At 71.6% G+C, this 18,198-nt stretch carries 17 protein-coding genes; 12 read left to right on the forward strand and 5 right to left on the reverse strand.

Annotated elements, in window-relative coordinates; all coding sequences use genetic code 11:
• The gene (locus REH65_RS15015; RefSeq protein WP_406692891.1) at positions 1-1,233 is read right to left on the reverse strand and encodes a glycosyltransferase; all 1,233 of its coding nucleotides are present in this window, start codon (positions 1,231-1,233) and stop codon (positions 1-3) included.
• On the reverse strand, positions 1,230-2,243 hold the full coding sequence (locus REH65_RS15020) for a hypothetical protein (RefSeq protein ID WP_406692892.1): 1,014 nt from the start codon (positions 2,241-2,243) through the stop codon (positions 1,230-1,232). Before REH65_RS15020 ends, REH65_RS15015 begins: the two co-directional genes overlap by 4 nt.
• Before the next feature lie 736 nt (positions 2,244-2,979).
• Here REH65_RS15020 and REH65_RS15025 point away from each other — a divergent pair.
• A complete protein-coding gene (locus tag REH65_RS15025) occupies positions 2,980-4,032 on the forward strand; it encodes a copper resistance D family protein (RefSeq protein WP_406692893.1) in 1,053 nt (350 codons plus the stop codon).
• 6 nt (positions 4,033-4,038) lie between these two features.
• Here the strand turns inward: REH65_RS15025 and REH65_RS15030 are convergent, their stop codons facing one another.
• Complete coding sequence (locus tag REH65_RS15030) at positions 4,039-5,172, reverse strand: hypothetical protein (RefSeq protein WP_406692894.1); 1,134 nt, start codon at positions 5,170-5,172, stop codon at positions 4,039-4,041.
• A 176-nt stretch (positions 5,173-5,348) separates the two neighbouring features.
• The gene (locus REH65_RS15035; protein WP_281457879.1) at positions 5,349-6,140 is read right to left on the reverse strand and encodes a GH25 family lysozyme; all 792 of its coding nucleotides are present in this window, start codon (positions 6,138-6,140) and stop codon (positions 5,349-5,351) included.
• Between the two features lie 385 nt (positions 6,141-6,525).
• Between REH65_RS15035 and REH65_RS15040 the strand changes: the two genes are divergently transcribed.
• From REH65_RS15040 to REH65_RS15080, 9 genes are all read left to right on the forward strand, one after another.
• On the forward strand, positions 6,526-7,053 hold the full coding sequence (locus REH65_RS15040) for a DUF4232 domain-containing protein (protein WP_406692895.1): 528 nt from the start codon (positions 6,526-6,528) through the stop codon (positions 7,051-7,053).
• Between the two features lie 266 nt (positions 7,054-7,319).
• A complete protein-coding gene (locus REH65_RS15045; protein WP_281457881.1) occupies positions 7,320-8,123 on the forward strand; it encodes an alpha/beta hydrolase in 804 nt (267 codons plus the stop codon).
• Positions 8,124-8,235: 112 nt separating this feature from the next.
• Positions 8,236-8,571 (forward strand): PRC-barrel domain-containing protein, encoded by a 336-nt coding sequence (locus REH65_RS15050; RefSeq protein ID WP_406692896.1) that lies wholly within the window; start codon positions 8,236-8,238, stop codon positions 8,569-8,571.
• A 49-nt stretch (positions 8,572-8,620) separates the two neighbouring features.
• Positions 8,621-9,031: a hypothetical protein gene (locus REH65_RS15055; RefSeq protein ID WP_406692897.1), complete on the forward strand. Its 411-nt coding sequence runs from the start codon at positions 8,621-8,623 to the stop codon at positions 9,029-9,031.
• Between the two features lie 139 nt (positions 9,032-9,170).
• Complete coding sequence (locus REH65_RS15060; RefSeq protein WP_281457884.1) at positions 9,171-9,431, forward strand: hypothetical protein; 261 nt, start codon at positions 9,171-9,173, stop codon at positions 9,429-9,431.
• 2 nt (positions 9,432-9,433) lie between these two features.
• Positions 9,434-9,685 (forward strand): hypothetical protein, encoded by a 252-nt coding sequence (locus REH65_RS15065; RefSeq protein ID WP_406692898.1) that lies wholly within the window; start codon positions 9,434-9,436, stop codon positions 9,683-9,685.
• 125 nt (positions 9,686-9,810) lie between these two features.
• Complete coding sequence (locus REH65_RS15070; RefSeq protein ID WP_406692899.1) at positions 9,811-12,642, forward strand: FtsK/SpoIIIE domain-containing protein; 2,832 nt, start codon at positions 9,811-9,813, stop codon at positions 12,640-12,642.
• Positions 12,635-13,006 (forward strand): hypothetical protein, encoded by a 372-nt coding sequence (locus tag REH65_RS15075; RefSeq protein ID WP_406692900.1) that lies wholly within the window; start codon positions 12,635-12,637, stop codon positions 13,004-13,006. The genes REH65_RS15070 and REH65_RS15075 overlap by 8 nt, the downstream gene beginning before the upstream one ends.
• Before the next feature lie 269 nt (positions 13,007-13,275).
• Positions 13,276-14,013: a GNAT family N-acetyltransferase gene (locus REH65_RS15080; protein WP_406692901.1), complete on the forward strand. Its 738-nt coding sequence runs from the start codon at positions 13,276-13,278 to the stop codon at positions 14,011-14,013.
• A 30-nt stretch (positions 14,014-14,043) separates the two neighbouring features.
• On the opposite strand, the gene REH65_RS15085 is transcribed toward REH65_RS15080, so the two are convergent.
• Positions 14,044-15,681: an FAD-binding oxidoreductase gene (locus REH65_RS15085; protein ID WP_406692902.1), complete on the reverse strand. Its 1,638-nt coding sequence runs from the start codon at positions 15,679-15,681 to the stop codon at positions 14,044-14,046.
• A 16-nt stretch (positions 15,682-15,697) separates the two neighbouring features.
• Here REH65_RS15085 and REH65_RS15090 point away from each other — a divergent pair, with 16 nt between their 5' ends.
• Together REH65_RS15090 and REH65_RS15095 are read left to right on the forward strand one after the other, a co-directional pair.
• Entirely contained in the window at positions 15,698-16,366 is a 669-nt protein-coding gene (locus REH65_RS15090) for a TetR/AcrR family transcriptional regulator (RefSeq protein WP_406692903.1), read from the forward strand.
• Positions 16,363-17,934, forward strand: coding sequence for a glycerol-3-phosphate dehydrogenase/oxidase (locus REH65_RS15095; RefSeq protein WP_406692904.1), 1,572 nt, complete (start codon positions 16,363-16,365; stop codon positions 17,932-17,934). Before REH65_RS15090 ends, REH65_RS15095 begins: the two co-directional genes overlap by 4 nt.
• Positions 17,935-18,198: the final 264 nt, after the last annotated feature.

An 18,198-nucleotide genomic window follows, 5' to 3' on the forward strand; every position in this document is an offset into this window, starting at 1 on the left:
TCAGCTCGCCAGCTCGGTGCTGATCTCGTCGAGCTCGACGGCGCTGTTCGGGTCGATCACGTGGTGGTACAGCGACTCGAACCGGCCGAGGATCTGGTCGATGTCGTGCCGCGCGACCAGCCGCTGGCTGGCCTGGCCCATCCGGTCGATGGTGGCGCGGTCGTCGAGCACGTCGTCGATCGCCGCGGCCAGGGCGTGCACGTCGCGCGGCGCGTACAGCCAGCCGTTCTCGCCCGGGCGGCACAGGTGCGGCAGGGCCATCGCGTTGGCGAGCACGACCGGCGTGCCCGCCGACATGGCCTCCATCGTGGCCAGGCTCTGCAGCTCGGCGATGCTGGGCATGCAGAACAGGTCCGCGCGGGCGTAGGCCTCCAGCAGCTCCTCGTCGCTGAGGAAGCCGTGGAAGTGCACCCGCTCGGCGATGCCGAGCTCGGTGGCGAGCTGCTCGAAGGCCTCGCGGCGAGCGCCGTTGCCGACGATCTCCAGGCGGGTCTCGGCCTCGGTGCGCAGCAGGGACATGGCGCGCAGCAGGTCGTCGATGTGCTTCTCCTCGTCGAGCCTGCCGACGAACAGCACGGTCCGCGGCTGCGGGTCCGGGTTCTGCTCGCGGAAGCGCTCGGCCGGGACGCGGTAGCGCTCGACGTCGATGCCGCAGGAGACCGGCAGCGCGGTGCGGTCGAAGCCGTTGTCCTGCAGCAGCTGCACGGCGCGCGGCGTGGGCGCCGTGACGATCTGCGCCTTGCGGTAGTGCTTGACCAGGTTGTGCCAGAGCAGGCGCCCGGCGGCGTTCTGCAGGAACGGGGGGATCTTGAAGTAGCCGAAGATGTTCTCCGGCATGAAGTGGTTGGTCGCCACCAGCCCGATGCCGCGCCGGCGGGCGGAGTCGATCAGGCCGCGGCAGATGAAGAAGTGCGACTGCACGTGCACGATGTCGGGCTGGATCTCCTCCAGCAGCGCGTCGGCCTGCCCCGCCTGCCACGGCATCAGGCCGCGGATCGTCGGGTGGAAGGGCGAGCTGTAGGAGCCGACCCGGTGCACCAGCACGCCGTCCTCGACCTCGGTGCGCGGCTCACGGGTGTCGGAGTGGCACACCACGTGCACCTCGTGCCCGCGGGCGGACAGGCCCGTGGCCAGCCGGTGCCCGAAGTTGGCGGCACCGTTGACGTGCGGCGGGTAGGTGGTCGCACCGACCACGATCCGCAGCGGGCGCCTGCGCGACGGTTGCGAAGTCAAGAGGAACTCCCGTTAGGACGAGGGGACGTGCGGTGTCCGGCGGTACCGGCGGGAACTTCGTTCGCGGACCCGGTGGTGGGCCCGGTGGTGGGTGCTGGCGTGGCCGTGCGATCCCCGGGCGGGGCCACTCCCAGCGTCTCCGACGTGCTGCGCTCGGTGGTGTCGGGGTGGTGGCGGGCCAGGGCGAACACCCCGGCGCAGGCCACCAGGGCGCACAGCGCCTCGGAGGCGGCGACCCAGCCGCTGACGTGGTCGGCCTCGCCGAGCAGTCCGATGCCCAGGCCCACGGCCACCAGCGGGTCGATGACGGTCAGGCACGCCACGACCAGGTCGGGCGGGCCGCTGGCGTAGCCGTGCTGCAGCAGCCAGCCGCCCACCACCATCGCGACCGCGATGCCGAGCACGGACAGGAGGTTGATCGCCAGCAGGTCCCCGGTGCCGACCTGCTGGGCCACGGCGCGGGCCATCAGCGACACGTACCCGTAGGCCACGGCGCAGCCGGCGGCGAAGAGCACGCAGCGCACCTTCGAGCGGGTCGCGGCGGCGACGAGGCCGATCAGCAGCACCGCCACGGCCACGATCTGGGTGGCGGTGAACTGGTCGTCCTCGCCGACCGGGGTGGGCGTGGCGCTGCCGGCGGCCAGCAGCACGAACACCGCCAGACCACCGGTCGCGGCCAGCACCGCCAGCACCATGCTGGGGTGCACGTCGCGCCGGGTGTAGCCCTGCTCGCGCAGGTTGAGCAGCACGGTGATCGGCAGGGCGAGCACGCCGATCGGCTGCACCACGCTCAGCGGGGCCAGCCCCAGCGCGCTCACGTGCAGCGCGGCGCCGCTGCCCAGGGCCGCGAGTCCGGCGAGCCAGCGCGGGTTGCGCACGAGCTGGGCCTGACTGCGGAGCCCGAGGCCGCCACCGGCCATCGTGGCGTGCACGGCCGCGTGCTGCAGCCGCGCTCCGAAGGCGTATCCGCAGGCGCCCAGCGCCGCCAGCACCACCGCAAGTGCGGTCATCGCGGATCACGCCCTAGCGCGCGTTGCATGACACCCTGTCCGTCCACACCGCTCAATCTCGCGTCTCGCGAGCCCGGCTCGCATCCGGGGCCGGACCCCCAATTTCCCTGAGGCCATCGGGCCCCGCACCTCAGCGGCCGACCTCGGCCGCGCTCCGCCGCCGCGCCGCGCTCCCGGCGTCTGGCTGCGAAGACCGGATCCAGCGGCTCCCGCGGGGTTCCCCGACGGTCTCCGGGTGAACCCCGGGTGATCCCGCAGTTCCGCGCACCGGAGATCACAGCGAAGCACGAATTCTTCACCGCCGGTCCGACTTTGAGCGGAATTCGCGGCAATCGATCCGGTGAACACTCCGCGACGCCCCGGCGAATCGAGCCCGTGCGCAGCGCTGCTGGTGCGCACAAGTGCGTCGACGTCGGCCGGAATCACGCCGCCGACTCTAGAACAACGAGGCTGAGGACTTTGTCAGCAACACATCGCACAACCGTGCCCTCACCTCCGCAGCCCGCTCCCGGCAATTGCCTCGCATGCGAACCATTTCCCCGAACATGCCTTTGGAGCAGGCAGATCAGCGAAAATGAAGATCAACAATCGGGCGCCGGAAACGGTGATCCAAACGACATGGGGAGAACATCACGCCGCCACGCCGCACTCGCTCTCGGGAACATTTCCATCACGAGGAGTGATCTCAGTCGGACTCCGACCTCCGCACGCACGTTCGGGTGACATCATGCGGAACGTGGCAGTGCGCGAAGCGACATCCGGGAAAGAGCAGGCAGTGCGGGACCGCCCGCGTGCCGCGAAAGCACTGGTCGCCGTGGCCCTGGTGGGCGCCGCGCTGCTGGCCGCGCTGGCCGCCACGGCCTACACCGACGTCGGCACCATCCCCGGACTTCCCGCGCTGCCGCCCCTGGTCCGCTTCGGCATCCCGGTCGCGCGAGCCGTGCTGGACCTGGCCGCGCTGGCCACGGTCGGCCTGTCGATGCTGCCCAAGCTCGTCGGCTTCGACCGGCCCGAGCACACCGAACCGGTGCTCGCCCAGGCCCGCCGGCTCACCGTGGTCGCCGCCCTGGTGTGGATGCTCGCCGCGCTGTTCTCGCTGGTCCTGCAGGCCATGGAGGCCAGCCCCGGGGCCGCGGCCACCACCGGGCTGCTCGTCGACTACGTCAACAACGTCCCGGCCGGACCCGGTCTGCTCACCAGCGCGGGCGCGGGCCTGCTGTGCGCGCTGGTGGGTTTGCTCGCGGTCCGCTTCGGCGAGTCGGTGCCCACCGAGCTGCGCACCATCGTCGCCCTGCTCGGGCTGCTGCCGATGCCGCTGACCGGGCACGCCACCGACTGGCAGTACCACGACTTCAGCATGATCTCGATGGAGCTACACGTGGTCGGCGCGGCCATGTGGGTCGGCGGCCTGGCCGCGGTGGCGCTGCTGGTCGCACCGCGGCGCGGACTGCTCGCCGAGGCCATGCCGCGCTTCTCCAAGCTCGCCGGGCTGGCGCTGCTCGTGGTCGGCGCCTCGGGGCTGTTCAACGGCCTGATGGAGCTGGTCATCACCCCGAACGTGGGGCTGATCGGCCTGGTCACCACCCAGTACGGCCAGATCCTCGTCGGCAAGCTCATCTGCCTGGTGCTGCTCGGCGCGATCGGCGCCCAGATGCGCTTCCGGCTCCTGCCGCGCCTCGCACGGCAGGAGCGGACCGCGCTGCTGACCTGGGTGGCCGTCGAGGTCGCGGTGATGGGCGTCGCCTACGGCCTCGGTGTCGTCCTCTCCCGGGCGCCCGTGATCGTCTGACCGGTCTCAGCGGGGGCTGAGACCGCGGCCCCGCCGGTCGCGGATCGCCGCCAGGTGCCGCTCGATGCGGCGCACCCCCGAGCCGAGGTGCTCGAACAGCCACCACATCGCGGCGAGCACCACCACCACGTACAGCGCGGACGCGTAGTCCGACGGCGGTGCGGCGATGTAGGCGTCCTGCAGCCACAGCGCCGCGTAGGCCGCGGCCGTCACCGCAGCCGCACCGATCAGCGGCCGCAGCCGGGTGATCAGCTGAGCGGACATGTCGATGGCCAGAGCCCCGATGAGCAGGAAGAACGGGACCGTCGAGATCGGGAAATCGGCAGCGGCCAGCAGCGCCCACGCCACGCAGCGGAACACCAGGTACCCGGCGGCGATCGTGGTGGCCGTCCAGCGGCGGCCGACGAGGGTCCGCGCGAGCAGCAGCGTCCCGAGCCCGGTCAGCACCGCCCAGACCGGGTAGAGCCAGTCGGGCGTGGGCAGCGTGAAGTTCTCCACCGCGATGTAGTCCAGCGGCCGGTGCAGCTGGTCGGCGGCGAACTGCAGCAGGCTGTCCTCGGCGTAGGGCGCGCCGCGCTCCCAGGCGGCCAGCCCGAGCACGCCGTACTCCTGGTGCTGGTTGAGGAACATGAAGTTGTCCAGCACGGTGAACCACAGGAAGTACGTGATCGGGTAGTAGTACCGGTCGGAGCGGCCCTGCCGGTACCAGCCGAGCAGCAGTCCGATGCTCATCATCCCGGTGCCCAGGTACAGCAGCGCGTGCGACGGGCTCCAGGCGGTGATGTCCAGGCCGTTGACCCGGTGGTTGATCACGTCCAGCGGCGCGGCGACGAGAAAGATCCCCAGCCCCCACTGCATCCAGCGCAGCGTGACCTTGTCGACGCCGATGCCGGTGTAGCTGTGGAAGACCACCAGCCCGATCACCATCACGGTGCCGACCGAGTTGAGCAGGTGCGGCGGTGCCAGGTCGTCCCGCAACCAGCGGAAGTGCCAGCAGATGTCCCAGGTGGCGCCGAGGATCTTGAGCACCATCGCGACGACCCACCAGCGATACAGCGCCGTGACCAGCTCGCCCGGCGCTTCCCTACCGGGCTCACCGCGAGTCCAGTGGGCCCGGACCAGCACAGCGACGTCCGCCATCGCGTTCACCTCCAACTCGGGTGATGTTCACGAAAACGGTAACCCGAGTTGATCGCGGCGGAACCGGTAACCGGTGATCCGTGACCAACCTTTTCCGAAAGGAAATGAGATCGCGGAAATGCGAAGCCCGGCACCGGTTTTCACCACTCGATGCCGGGCTCGAACTGAGAGGAATCTCAGCGTGGAATCTTGAGGACCTGCCCCACGTAGATCAGATCCGGGTCGGCGATTCCGTTCACCCGCGCGATCTCCCGCCAGTCGACGCCGAGCTTGGCGCCGATGTCCGACAGCGTGTCACCGGGCTGCACCACGTAGGTCTCCTGCGGCGGCGCGGGCGGCGGAGGCGGCGGGGCGCCCGCCCCGGTGAGCACCTCCAGCGGAACCAGCGAGACGTTGAGGTCGGTGTCGCCGCCGATGCCGGGGACCTGCCCGTCGGAGGCGTGCTGGTGGATCACGACGCGGTCGGTCATGTACCCGGGCTCACCGGGGTTGCGCCCGTAGTGCGCGACCCACAGGAACACGCCCGGGTCGATCCAGGTGTCGGTGGCGAGCTTGTCCTGGAACCACGAGCTGGACGCGTAGACGACGATCTCGTTGCGGCCGGTGTGGCCGCGCAGCGCGTCGATGAACCCCTTGATCCACCCGCCCAGGTTGGGCGCGTCGGTCTCCATGTCCAGGCACGGCGGGAGGTTGCCGGGCCCGGCGGAGTTCGTCCGCGCCAGCTGCGCGGCGAAGTCGGCGGCCTCCTGCTGCGGAGCGTTGGTGTCGGGCCTGGCGAAGTGGTAGAGCCCGGTGACCATCCCGGCCCCGCGCGCTCCGTTGAGCTGGGAGTCGAGCGTGGGACTGACGTAACCGATGCCCTCGGTCGCCTTGATGTAGGTGAAGACGTAACCGGCGCCGCGCACGGCTCCCCAGTCCGGTTCCCCCTGGTATCTCGCGACGTCGATACCGGGAATGCGTTCGGCCATGATTTACCCCCTGCACTTCTGGCCGCACTGACTTCTGACCTCTGGCACTGCTCAAACTATCGAAGCCGGAGAAACAGGAAGTTCCGCCATTCGGGTTAAGATCAAGGGCCGAAAGCCCGAGGAAAGCCCCACGCAATGCAATCAGTGCGTATTCCTACTCACCCGGTCGCGCTATCCACTGATCCTAGTCGCGAGTTTCCTTCACGCGATGCACAGTGAGGGCGGACCCGCGAAAGCACCGCCGATTTCCCGGCGCGGGCAACCATTTCCGCCGGCGGACGTCTACTCAACAGCAGAGTCCCGAACGCAGAGGGCCCGCGAGAGGGCCCGCACACAACAGCCCGCACACGAACCCGCTGGGGCGGCGGGAACGGGGGTGATGGCCGTGAACCGGCACATCGGAGCACGCATTCTGCAGACGTCCGCAGGCCTGCTGGCCGCCGGAGCCCTGGCGGGCTCGGCGCTGCCGGCCCACGCGCAGGACGCGCCGCAACCGCGCGATCCGCGCTGCCACACCTCGCAGCTCAGCGGCAGCATGTCGCGGGTCGAGGCGGGCGCGGGCCAGCGCTACGCGGACCTGACGCTGACCAACTCCAGCGGCTCCTACTGCACGCTCTACGGCTACGGCGGGATGCAGCTGGTCGACGACGCGGGCAACCCGCTGCCGACCGAGGTCACCCGCACCGCCAACCCGGGCCCGACGCTCATCGGCCTGGACCCGGGCGAGTCGGCGTCGGCGACGCTGCACTGGAGCGCCGTCCCGCACGGCGACGAGGGCTACCCGTGCCAGCCGACGGCCACCGGCCTGGAGGTCATCCCGCCCGACGAGACCGATTGGCTCCCGGTCCCCTGGACCGGCGACGCCGTGTGCGGCGGCGGATCCCTCGACGAGACCGCCTACCACCAGGGCTGAGCCCCGGGAGCACTCCCAGCCGGGCCAGCGCGCGAGCAGCGCGGCCGCGAGGCGTGAAGACCACCCTCGCAGCCCGCACCGCCGCGGGTTCTGAGACGTCGTCCGGCGAGTACGCCGGGACGCCGTGTCTTGGCACACATCAGGAGCGGCGCACGGAGGCCACACGGCGTCTCAGGTTCCGCCACCCGCACCGCCGGGCAAGACGACCGCGGAAACTCCCTCCGGAGGTGGTGGCCGCGGCAGTGGGTTTGTGCTGTGGTGGCCACATGATCGAGTCAACTGATCGCGAGGTGGCCGGGAGCCTGGGGCCGCTGGCCGTGCGGGAGTGGTCGGCGGAGAACCCGGGGTGGATCGCGCTGATCGCGCACGGCTACGGCGAGCACTCCGGGCGCTACCAGTGGGTCGCGGAGCAGCTGGTGCACGCCCGGGCGCTGGTCTGGGCGCCGGACCACATCGGCCACGGCCGTTCCCCGGGCGACCGGGTCCACTACGAGGACGCCGAGGTGCTGGTCGGTGACCTGGAGGCGCTGCGGCGCGAGGTCACCGCGCAGCACCCGGACCTGCCGGTGGTGCTGATCGGGCACTCGATGGGCGGCATGCTCGCTGCGCGCTTCGCTCAGGAGCACCAGCGGCAGCTGGCCGCGGTGGTGCTGTCGGGGCCGGTGCTGGGCACCTGGCACGTGCTGGACCTGCTGGAGCACGACGAGATCCCGGACACCCCCATCGACCCGGCGACGCTGTCGCGGGACCCGGAGGTCGGCGCGGCCTACCTGGCCGACGAGCTGGTGTGGCACGGGCCGTTCAAGCGCGCGACGCTGCGGGCCATCGACGACTGCCTGCTGGCGATCAACGAGGGCCCGACGCTGGAGATCCCGACACTGTGGATCCACGGCGAGGACGACGAGCTGGTGCCGGAGGCGGACACGCGCACCGGCATCGACCGGATCCGCGGCCACGAGTTCCACGAGCACATCTACCCGGGCGCCCGCCACGAGCTGTTCAACGAGACGAACAAGGCCGAGGTCATGGCCGATGTGCACAACTTCATCGGACGAGCGCTGAATTCTTAGAGCCGTTACTAATACTGACGATCATTACTCGATCGGGTGAGGCGTGTCGCTTGCGCGGTTGCAGCCCCCCGCTCTCCCGGGCAGCTTGAAGTCCGGAGAGCGGGGGGCTGTCATGAACGTCGAGCGCGCGCAAGATCTGATCGGGACACCGGTTTTCGATCAGGACGGCAACCGGGTCGGCCGGGTCGGCAACGTCTACGTCGACGATCACACCAACCAACCCGAATGGGTCACGGTGCGGCTGGGCCTGCTGGGCATCAAGGAGACCTTCGTGCCGCTCGACGGCGCCACCAAGGCGGAGAACCGGCTGGAGATCCCGGTGACCCGCGCGACGATCCGCAACGCACCCACCGTCGAGGCGATCGGCGGCCGGCTCACCGACACCGAGGGCCGCGACCTCTACGCCTACTACGGCCTCGCCGACGACGAGAGCGAGATCAACTCCTGACCGCCTCGGCGGTTCGAACTCGCGGGCTCATGCGGAAGAATCCTCCGCGATGGAAGCGCACAGCGAGCTCGAACTGCACATCACGGTCGTCGTCGGAGCCCAGGACGAAGCCTCGGCGCGGAAAGCCTGCGAGGGCCTGGTCAGACGGATCGACGGCCGGGTGATCACCGCCGCCGACTGCTCCGACGAGGAACCCGGCTGCTGGGCGCTGACCATGAGCCGCGGCACCGGCGAGACCGGCTGGCACGTGGCCGCGCTGTCCCGCGTCGTGCGCAACTTCCTGCGCGAGCTCGGGCCGGAGTACGCCCGCCACCGCGTCGCCTGCGCACCGCCGACGGCGTGGTCGGTGGTCGACGACCCGGAGCTGGTCGGCGAGCTCGTCCCGGCGGGCGAGCGGCTGCTCATCGAGACGTGGTCGGAAGAGGCCGAGCGCGCCCCGCTGCCCAACAATCCACAGTAGACAACCGACTCGAACATGCCCGCCCGCCACGACCGAACAATGATCAACAAGGGCGGGCCCCGGCCGCGCGGTGATCTTGCTCGGGCACTACGTTGTGCATCGTTACAGAGTCGTACCGCCCTGGGAGAGGACCACATCCATGGCAGGCGTGGAAGAAGTTCGCGCGGGCATCTCGCTGGCCAACCAGAAGATGCAGGAAGGCGTCGCGGCCATCCAGCAGACCGCGCTCGTCCTCGAAGAGGCCCAGGCCGCGCTCTCCGGCGCCATCCAGGGAACCGCTCAGGACGAGATGCAGCACGCCTACGGCATGCTCGCCGAGGTCCTGCAGACCCTCAGCGGAGCGCAGGGCACGCTGCAGGCGACGATCACCTCCACCGAGAGCTACGCCGGACGGCTGTAACCGTGTCCTCCCTCGACGAACTCCTCCAGGCGCTGCAGGAGATCGAGCGCAGGCTCGAAGAGGCGGGTGCCCACCTGGGCACCTGCCAGGGCAAGCTCGACGAGGCCCGGCAGGCGCTCGTCCAGCTCGACCCCGAGCACCCGGAAACCGTCCTACCTCCGGGACTCCCCCGCACCCACGACCAGGTCGAACGGGCGCAGCGCATGATCGACCTGGTGCTGAGCACGATCCGCGACTTCTCGACCCGCCTCTAGGGGCGCTCGAACCGGAGGAATTCCGTCCCACTGCGCGAGATTCGCGCTCACGCATGGGTTAGGCGGGGCTTACTCCTAGGTGGTACCTTGATCACGTTCCGTAACCCGGTGTCCGAGGGTGGCGTGTGGTGAAACGCAGTGACCGGCGAAGTCGCATCGAATCGGCCTTCGAGCACCTCCGCCGCAGCATCTCCGACGCGCTCGGGGCCGCCGAGAACGCCCACCAGCAGGTGATCGACACCTGCGCCGAGCAGGAGCACGCGCTGCGCATCGCGCAGCTCGGCACGGCCGAGGCCGAGCGCGAACCGGAGCAGATCACCGACGATCCGGCCGACCCGCGGTTCCAGGCCGCGCTGACCCGCGCGCTCGCCGACCGCGACGAGATCTACCGGGACTGGACCGAGCAGGGCCCGCCGTCGCTGGAGAAGCTGGTCGAGGCCAACTCCCCCGGCAGCGCCTCGGAACCCTTCGACACCTGGCTCGGGAGCTCCGGCGACGGCGACCCCGCCAACCCACCCGAGCTGTGGCGCATCGGCACCGCGAGCGTGCCGGACTCCCCGCTGTCGCCGTCCTTCCCCGCCGTCGTCCCGGCGCTGGACTTCGCGCACCTGCGCATCACCACCGACGAGGTGCCGGAGACCGCCGAGACGCTGGTGCAGAACCTGCTGCTGCGCATCATCAGCCACTTCCAGCCCGGCCAGGTGCGGATCCACAGCTGGGACGTCGCCCGGCTGACCGGCACGCTGCCCGACCTGCACCCGCTCAGCAGCGCCGGACTGCTCACCGCCCACGACCCGACGCGGCTCGGCGACATGCTCGACGTGCTCTCCGACCACATCAAGCGCATCCACTCCCACGCCCTGCTCGGCGAGCACACCACGCTGCGCGCGCTGGCCGCCGCGCACGGCAGGCGCAGCGAGCCGTGGCGGATCGCGGTGCTGTTCGGCAACGGCAACCCGCTGCGCGACGAGCAGCAGCAACAGCTCCAGCGGATCGCCCGCAACGGCCTGGCCTGCGGCATCCAGCTGATCACCGTCGACCTGCCGCTGACCGTCAACAGCTCCATCGAGTCCATCACGCTGATCGGCGAGAACCGCGCGCGCACCAGCATGACCGGACCGGAAGCCGTTGTGGCGCTGGACGATCCGCCGACCCGCGGCCAGGCCGCCAAGGCGTGCGGGACGATCGCGACCGACTTCGAGTCGCGACGGGCCCGGGTGCGCACCTTCGACGACCTGATGCCGGACGAGCTGTGGCAGTGCCACTCGCGTTCGGAGCTGCAGGCCCCCGTCGGGTTCGACGAGGGCGAGGAGGTGTGGGTGCGGCTCGGCGACGCCAGCCCGCACACCCTCATCGGCGGTCCCAGCGGCTCGGGCAAGACCAACTTCCTGTACGGCATGCTCGGCGCGATGGCCGCCCGCTACTCGCCGGACGAGCTGGAGCTGTACCTGCTGGACTTCAAGGAGGGCGTGTCGTTCGCCCAGTTCACACCGGGCAAGCGCGACCCCAGCTGGTTGCCGCACGCCAAGCTGGTGGGCGTCAACGTCAACACCGACCGCGAGTTCGGCCTGGCGCTGCTGCGGTTCCTGGCCGACGAGATGCGAAGACGTGCCGACGTCGCCAAGCAGCACGAGGTCACCAAGCTCGAAGAGCTGCGCGCCGAGGACCCCGAGGGCCGCTGGCCGCGGATCGTCGCGGTGATCGACGAGTTCCAGTACCTGTTCGCCGACCGCGACCCGGTGACCGCGCAGGCCACCAAGCTGCTGGAAGACGTTGCGCGGCGCGGACGTTCGCAGGGCATCCACCTGGTGCTGGCCAGCCAGGACGTCTCCGGCATCGAGGCGTTCTGGGGCAAGCCGGCGATCTTCGAGCAGTTCATCCTGCGCATCGCGCTGCCCAAGGCGCGGCGGGTGCTCACCGAGCACAACCAGGCGGCGATGGAGCTGCCGCGCTGGCACGCCGTGGTCAACCACGAGTCGGGTGTCAAGCACGGCAACGAGATCGCGCGCGTGCCGGACGCCACCGCCCGCGACACCTTCCACGAGCTGCAGCAGAAGCTGTGGAAACGACGTTCGGCCGGCGCCCTGGCGCCCCGGTTGTTCGACGGCTCCAACCTGCCGAAGCTCTCCGCGCTGGAGGACTACCGGAAGCTGACGACGTCGGTGAGCACGCCGCGCGCGCTGCTCGGGCAGATCATCGACGTCGAGGGCACCGCCGCCGCGGTCCGGTTGTCGCGCTCGCCGGGCCGCAACGTCGCGGTGATCGGTTCGGTGCCCGAGGACACGACCAGCGCGCTGGGTGCGGCGGCGCTGTCGCTGTCGCGCCAGCACGAGCCGGGGACGATCCGGTTCACCATCGGCTCGCTGCTCGACGACGTGGACGACGACGCGCGCGCGGTCGCCACCGAGCTGGAGGGACGCGGCCACCAGGTCGACCTGGTCGGGCTGGACGGGATCTCCGAGACGCTCGACGGCATCGCCGCCGAGATCGGCGCGGGCGCGTCCCCGGTCCGGCACTGCGTGGTGCTCTACGCGGTCGACGCGGCGCAGACGACGCTGGAGCGCAAGGACCCCGTCACGCGGGCCTCCGCGCTGGACTCGCTGCGCACGATCCTCAAGCAGGGCCCCGAGTCCCGGGTGCACGTGCTCGGCTGGTGGCGCAGCGTGCAGCGGGTGAAGAACACCCTCGGCATGGGTCCGGTGGACGACATCGGCGCGTGGGTGGCCTTCGACGTGCACGGCCAGGAGCTCAGCGCCTTCGCCGCGGGGCAGCCGGTGAACTGGTCGCCGCGGTCGCGTCGCGGCCTGTTCTTCGACCGCTCGGTGCACTCGCGGCCCGAGGTGGTGCTGCCCTTCGACCTGGGCGGGGCGCCGGAGGTCCCGACCCAGCGCTCGACCGAACCCGAGCAGCGCTCGGCGGAACCGGAAGCGGGAGTGCGGGAGGAAGCCGGTGACTGAGACGGCGGCGGAGCGCTACCGCGAGCTGGCGGAGCTGGCCACGGCCGCGGGCAAGCAGATGCGCAAGCACGAGCGGGAGACCGCCAAGGACCTCGGCGAGCAGGTCGCGGCGGGCAACCAGCGCAAGGAGGAGTCCGAGCAGACCCGCGACGAGCTGGTCGCCGAGCTCAAGGGGATCTGGAAGTCCGCGATGCAGGTCGTCTGGGACGAGCGCTGGCTGCGCTCCGACGGTGTTCCGGCCCCGGACCGCAGCGCGCCGGACGCCACGCCGATGGAGTCCCGCGTCGCGGCCCACGAGGCCTACGACGCCCTCCGCGCCGCCATCGCCAAACCACGCCTCCCCCTCCCCCGCCGCCGCAAGTGACCCCACCCCGCCGCAGGTGACCCCACCCGGCGCGGACCGCCCTCCCCTCGCGATGACCACATTCCGACGGGTTGCGGCGTTCCGACGGGGTGCGGCGTTCCGACGGGACGACAGCCTTCCGTCGGGTGCTCTCCTCACCAGGGGACAGTTTTTCCTCGAATCAACCATGATCAATGTCCGAAATGTCGGGACAGTTCTCACTAAAACCGTCACCTGGTGACCACGGTCGCCGCGGAGCTGTCGCACCCGGCGGCACTACGCTCGCCGTCGTGGAGGTGTTGGGGAGCGCGGCGGAGGTGGCCGCGGTGTCACCGGATCTGATGCTGCGGTGGGCCGCTCAAGCGCTGGAGCCCGGGTATCCGCACGAGCGCGGGAGGGCTTGGCGGCGCGGGAGCGCGGTGGCGGTGTTCGCGCCCCGGCTGAACAGGTCCGATCGGCTCGTGCACGCCGGTGAGGTCGACGACGTGGTCGCGCTGCTGCGCGAGGTCCTGCCGACGGTGTCCGGTGAGAAGGTCCGGTTGCTGGCGGGAGCCCCGCTGGCCGCGCAGGTCGCCGAACGGCTCGGGACCGAGGTGCTGGCGACCTTCGGCTGGATGCACCTCGCCGCCCCTCCGCCGCAGCGGCCCGTCCCGGGTGTCGAGTGGTTGACCGACGCCGACGTTCCCGCGATCGACGCGCTGCTGCGCGAGGCCAACCCCGGCTCGTACCTGTTCCCCGACGACCCGGGCGCGGTGCGGTGGGCGGGGATCCGCGGCGCCGACGGCGCGCCGATCTCGGTCGCCGGCGACTCCTGGCCCGCGCCCGGCCTGCGCTACATCTCCGGGGTCGCCACCCGCCCCGACCACCGCGGCGAGGGGCTCTCGACCCGCGTGTGCACCTTCATCACCCGCGAACTCGCCCGGCTCGGCGACGTCGTGCTCATGGTCGACCCGGACAACGAACCCGCCCTGCGGCTCTACCGGGGTCTCGGCTACCGGTACGCGGCGATCTCGGCCGGTCGCTGCTGAGACCTCGGGCGGAGCCGCGACCGACAGCCCTCAGTCGCGGATCAGCTTGCCCGGGTTGAGGATGCCGGTCGGGTCGACCGCCCGCTTGGCCGCCGCCAGCACAGAGACGCCGAGGTCGCCGATCTCCGCGCTCAGCCACGGCCGGTGGTCGACGCCGACGGCGTGGTGGTGGCTGATGGTGCCGCGCCCGGCGATGGCGTCGCAGGCGGCTTCCTTCGCGCGCTGCCACTGGCCGAGCGCGTGCTCGGAGTCGCGCGGCGCGAGCACCGTGAAGTACAGCGAGGCGCCGGTCTCGTAGGCGTGCGAGACGTGGCACATCACGATCGGCGGCCTGCTGCCGGAGTTGAGGTTGCGCAGCAGCGCCGTGCGCACGGCCGAGCGCAGCTCGCTGAGCCCGCTCCAGGTGGTGGCGGTCTCCAGCGTCTCCACGCACACGCCCCGGTCGAGCAGGGCGTCGCGCTGCCGGGGCCCGGCGAACCGGTGCGACCGCCAGGACTCACCGACCGCGCGGCCCAGCCGCACCGTCCGCACGTCCCGCAGGGCGCGGCGCGCGGCCGCCCGGCGCTGCTTGAGCTCGGTGCGGGAACCGGCGTCCCAGCCCAGCACCAGCAGGCACGGGTTGCGAACGCCCTTGGCGCGCAGGAAGTTCCCGAGCGCACGTGCCTTGAGCTGACCCGACAGCGCGAGCTGCACCTCGGTCTCGTCCGGGTCCGACAGCCTGGTCACGTCGGCCGCCACCCGGTCCTGCGCGAGCGCGCGCACCGCGTCGCTACCGGCCTGCCAGCCGTCGACGACGAGCGCTTCGTAGCGGGTCCGGCGGGGTGCCGGCCGCACGCGCACGGCGACCTCGGTGATGACGCCGAGGGTCCCCTCGCTGCCGATGGCCAGCTGCCGCAGATCGGGTCCCGCCGCCGAGGCCGGTGCGACGCCGAGCTTCCACTCACCGGCCGGGGTCGCCAGGCGCACGCCCTCGACCATGTCCTCGAACCGCCCGTAACCCGAGGACGCCTGGCCGGCCGAGCGGGTCGCGGCGAACCCGCCGATGGTGGCGCGCTCGAAGGACTGCGGGAAGTGCCCGAGCGTGAAACCGTGCGCGGCCAACAGCGATTCGGCCTCGGTGGCGCGCATCCCGGCCTGCAGCACGGCGATCCGCGAGTCGGGGTCGAGGGAGACCAGCCGGTCCAGCCGCACGAGGTCGAGGGCGACGACGGCGCGCTTGCCGCCGCGCAGCGCGTCGACGCCGCCCACCACGGACGTCCCCCCGCCGAAGGGCACGACCGCGATGTCGTGGCGGGCGCAGACCTCCAGCACGCCCTGCACCAGCTCCGGTTCGGCGGGCAGCAGCACCGCGTCGGGCACGGCGAGCTCCGCGCCGTCGCGGCGGCGCATCAGGTCGCTGTAGGACATCCCGCCGGCCCGGCCCATGCGCGCGGCGGCGTCGGTGAGCACGTGCCGCTCGCCCAGCAGCGTCTCCAGCTCGGCGCGCGGGGTGTCGCCGAGGGCGCTCGCGGGTACGTCGAGCAGGGACGACGGCACCGCCGGGGTGGTCGTCTCGGCGAGCCCGATGCGGTGGCGCAGCCAGCGCATCGCGGCCGGGGACAGGTGCGCGGCGGCGGCCCCCGATGAGGTCCAGCTGCCGCGGAGGGTGTGTTCGATCTGGCCGTTCACGGCTAGAGTGTGACACATGGAGTCGGATTGTCACAGCATCGATCGGGTCGAGGTGCGCTCCACCGGCACCGGGAGGCGCCAGGCGGCCAACCGCGTCGACGACGCCGACCTGCTCCGCGCGGCCCGCGAGTGCGTGCTCGCCAACGGCGTCCGGCGCACCACGCTCACCGAGGTCGCCCGCACCGCCGGGGTCAGCCGGATGACGCTCTACCGGCGCTTCCCCGACGTCGGCAGCATGGTGACCACCCTCGTCACGGTCGAGTTCGGCGAAGTCCTGGAGAAGGCCCACCGAGCCGCGGGCACCGGTGACGCGCGGACCCGGCTGGTCAACGGCATGGTGCGCGGCATCAGGCTGCTGCACGAAGCCCCGCTGCTGCAACGGGTCCTCGACACCGACGCCGAACTCCTGCTGCCCTACCTGGTGGAACGGCTGGGCAGCACGCAGATCGCCGCCGACGGGTTCCTCCGCGAGTTCCTGAAAGCCGGGCACGCCGACGGGTCGATCCGGCCCGGCGACGTCGCGGTGCAGGCCCGTTCGCTGCTGCTTCTGACCCAGTCGTTCGTCATCTCGGCCGGGCCGGCGAGCCAGGACCTCGACCTCGACGCCCTCACCGACGAACTCGCCCTCCTCCTCGACGGCGCGCTTCGACCCGAAGGCGCCCTCCAGCCAAGGAGCCCCGCATGACCACCACACCGCTTCCCGCCGGGTCGCTGCGCGCCACCTCCCTGAACTCCGCCCGGCTGAAGGACGACCTGCACGCGGCCGCGGAGCAGGAAGTCGACCTTCTCGTCGTCGGCGGAGGCGTCACCGGCACCGGGGTCGCCCTCGACGCGGCCGCGAGGGGACTGACCGTCGCGCTCGTCGAGGCCGAGGACCTCGCGTGGGGAACTTCTCGCTTCTCCAGCAAGCTCGTGCACGGCGGCCTGCGCTACCTCGCGCACGGCGACGTCGCCCTGGCCCGGGAGAGCGCGGTGGAGCGCAACGTGCTGATGACCCGGACGGCCCCGCACCTGGTGCGCGCGCTGCCCCAGATCATCCCGCTGCACGAGGGCGTCCCGCGGCGAAAGGAGGCCTTCCTCCACGCCGGGCTGCGCGCCGGTGACGCGCTGCGGCGCGTGGCGCGGACGCCCTCCGACGTGCTGCCGCCGCCCAAGCGGATCCCCTCGGCCGAAGCGCTCGCGCTGGTCCCGGGCCTGCGCCGGGCCGGGCTGCGCGGCGGCTTGCTGAGCTTCGACGGCCAGCTGGTGGACGACGCGCGGCTGGTGGTCGCGCTGGCGCGCACCGCGGCCGGTTTCGGCGCGCGCGTCCTCACCCGCTGCGCGGTGGAGTCCCTCGACGGCGGCGGCGCCGACGTGGTGGACGCGCGCAGCGGGGAATCGCTGCGGATCCGCGCCCGGTCGGTGGTCAACGCGGCCGGGGTGTGGGCCGGGGACCTGGCGCCGGAGGTGAAGCTGAGCCCGTCGCGCGGATCGCACCTGGTCGTCGACGCCGACGCGGCCGGTGTGGCGGGAACCGCCGTGGTGGCGCCGATGGCGGGCGCGACGGGACGGTTCCTGCTGCTCATCCCGCTGCCCGACGGCCGCGCCCTGCTCGGACTGACCGACGAACCCGCACCCGGCCCGATCCCGAGCGTGCCGGAGGTTCCGGAGTCCGATGTGGACTTCCTGCTGGCCGGCATCCGCGACGTGCTCGGCGCACCGCTGACCCGCGAGCACGTCCTCGGCTCGTTCGCCGGTCTCCGGCCGCTGCTGCAGCAGGACGGCAAGGACTCGGCGGACCTGTCCCGCCACCACGCGGTGCTCACCTCGGAGGAAGGGATCATCACGGTCGTCGGCGGCAAGCTCACCACCTACCGGAAGATGGCGGCCGACGCGGTCGACGCCGCCGTGAGCACCCGCGGCCTGTCGGCGGGCCCCTCCCGCACCACCGAGATCCCGCTGGTCGGAGCGGCCCCTCGACGGCACCTCACCGACGTCGAGGCCCCCGCCGCGCTCGTCGCCAAGTACGGCACCGAGGCCGCCCGCGTCGCGGCGCTGTCCGAACTCGATCCCGACCTCGGCGAACCGGTGGCGGAGGGCCTTCACCTCACCGCCGCCGAAGTCCTCTGGGCGGTGCGCCACGAAGGTGCCCTCGACGCCGACGACGTCCTCGACCGCCGCTCCCGCCTCGGCCTCGACCCCGCCGAACGCGCCGCGGCCCTCCCCCGGGTCCACGACCTCGTCACCCGCGCCCTGGGCGGAATCGACCCCTGACCCGACGAGGTTTTCAGGATTGCGGCCGTATTCCGGCACCCGAAGACGGCCGCAATCCGTCACCGGGCGCCCAGCTGCGGACCCGGTTTCACGAACACGGCCGTAATCCGGTAGCCGAACACGGCCGTAATCCGTCGCCCGGCCGCGCCGTGCCCAGGGGCGGGACGCAGAAAGGCCCCGGGGCCGGCCTGGTGGCCGGGCTCTCCGGGGCCCAATGCGTGGTCGGAGGAACGCGGTCCCCGACTTGATTCAGGTAACGATTCA

Source organism: Saccharopolyspora sp. ID03-671, assembly GCF_045278815.1.
Taxonomy (GTDB): Bacteria; Actinomycetota; Actinomycetes; order Mycobacteriales; family Pseudonocardiaceae; genus Saccharopolyspora; species Saccharopolyspora ipomoeae.

Excerpts from the sequence above, each read along its gene's own strand:
- REH65_RS15035 (WP_281457879.1), bottom strand. The coding sequence starts at position 6,140 with ATGGCCGAACGCATTCCCGGTATCGACGTCGCGAGATACCAGGGGGAA.
- REH65_RS15095 (WP_406692904.1), top strand. The coding sequence starts at position 16,363 with ATGACCACCACACCGCTTCCCGCCGGGTCGCTGCGCGCCACCTCCCTG.
- REH65_RS15050 (WP_406692896.1), top strand. The coding sequence starts at position 8,236 with ATGAACGTCGAGCGCGCGCAAGATCTGATCGGGACACCGGTTTTCGAT.
- REH65_RS15045 (WP_281457881.1), top strand. The coding sequence starts at position 7,320 with ATGATCGAGTCAACTGATCGCGAGGTGGCCGGGAGCCTGGGGCCGCTG.
- REH65_RS15055 (WP_406692897.1), top strand. The coding sequence starts at position 8,621 with ATGGAAGCGCACAGCGAGCTCGAACTGCACATCACGGTCGTCGTCGGA.
- REH65_RS15090 (WP_406692903.1), top strand. The coding sequence starts at position 15,698 with ATGGAGTCGGATTGTCACAGCATCGATCGGGTCGAGGTGCGCTCCACC.
- REH65_RS15060 (WP_281457884.1), top strand. The coding sequence starts at position 9,171 with ATGGCAGGCGTGGAAGAAGTTCGCGCGGGCATCTCGCTGGCCAACCAG.
- REH65_RS15030 (WP_406692894.1), bottom strand. The coding sequence starts at position 5,172 with ATGGCGGACGTCGCTGTGCTGGTCCGGGCCCACTGGACTCGCGGTGAG.
- REH65_RS15020 (WP_406692892.1), bottom strand. The coding sequence starts at position 2,243 with ATGACCGCACTTGCGGTGGTGCTGGCGGCGCTGGGCGCCTGCGGATAC.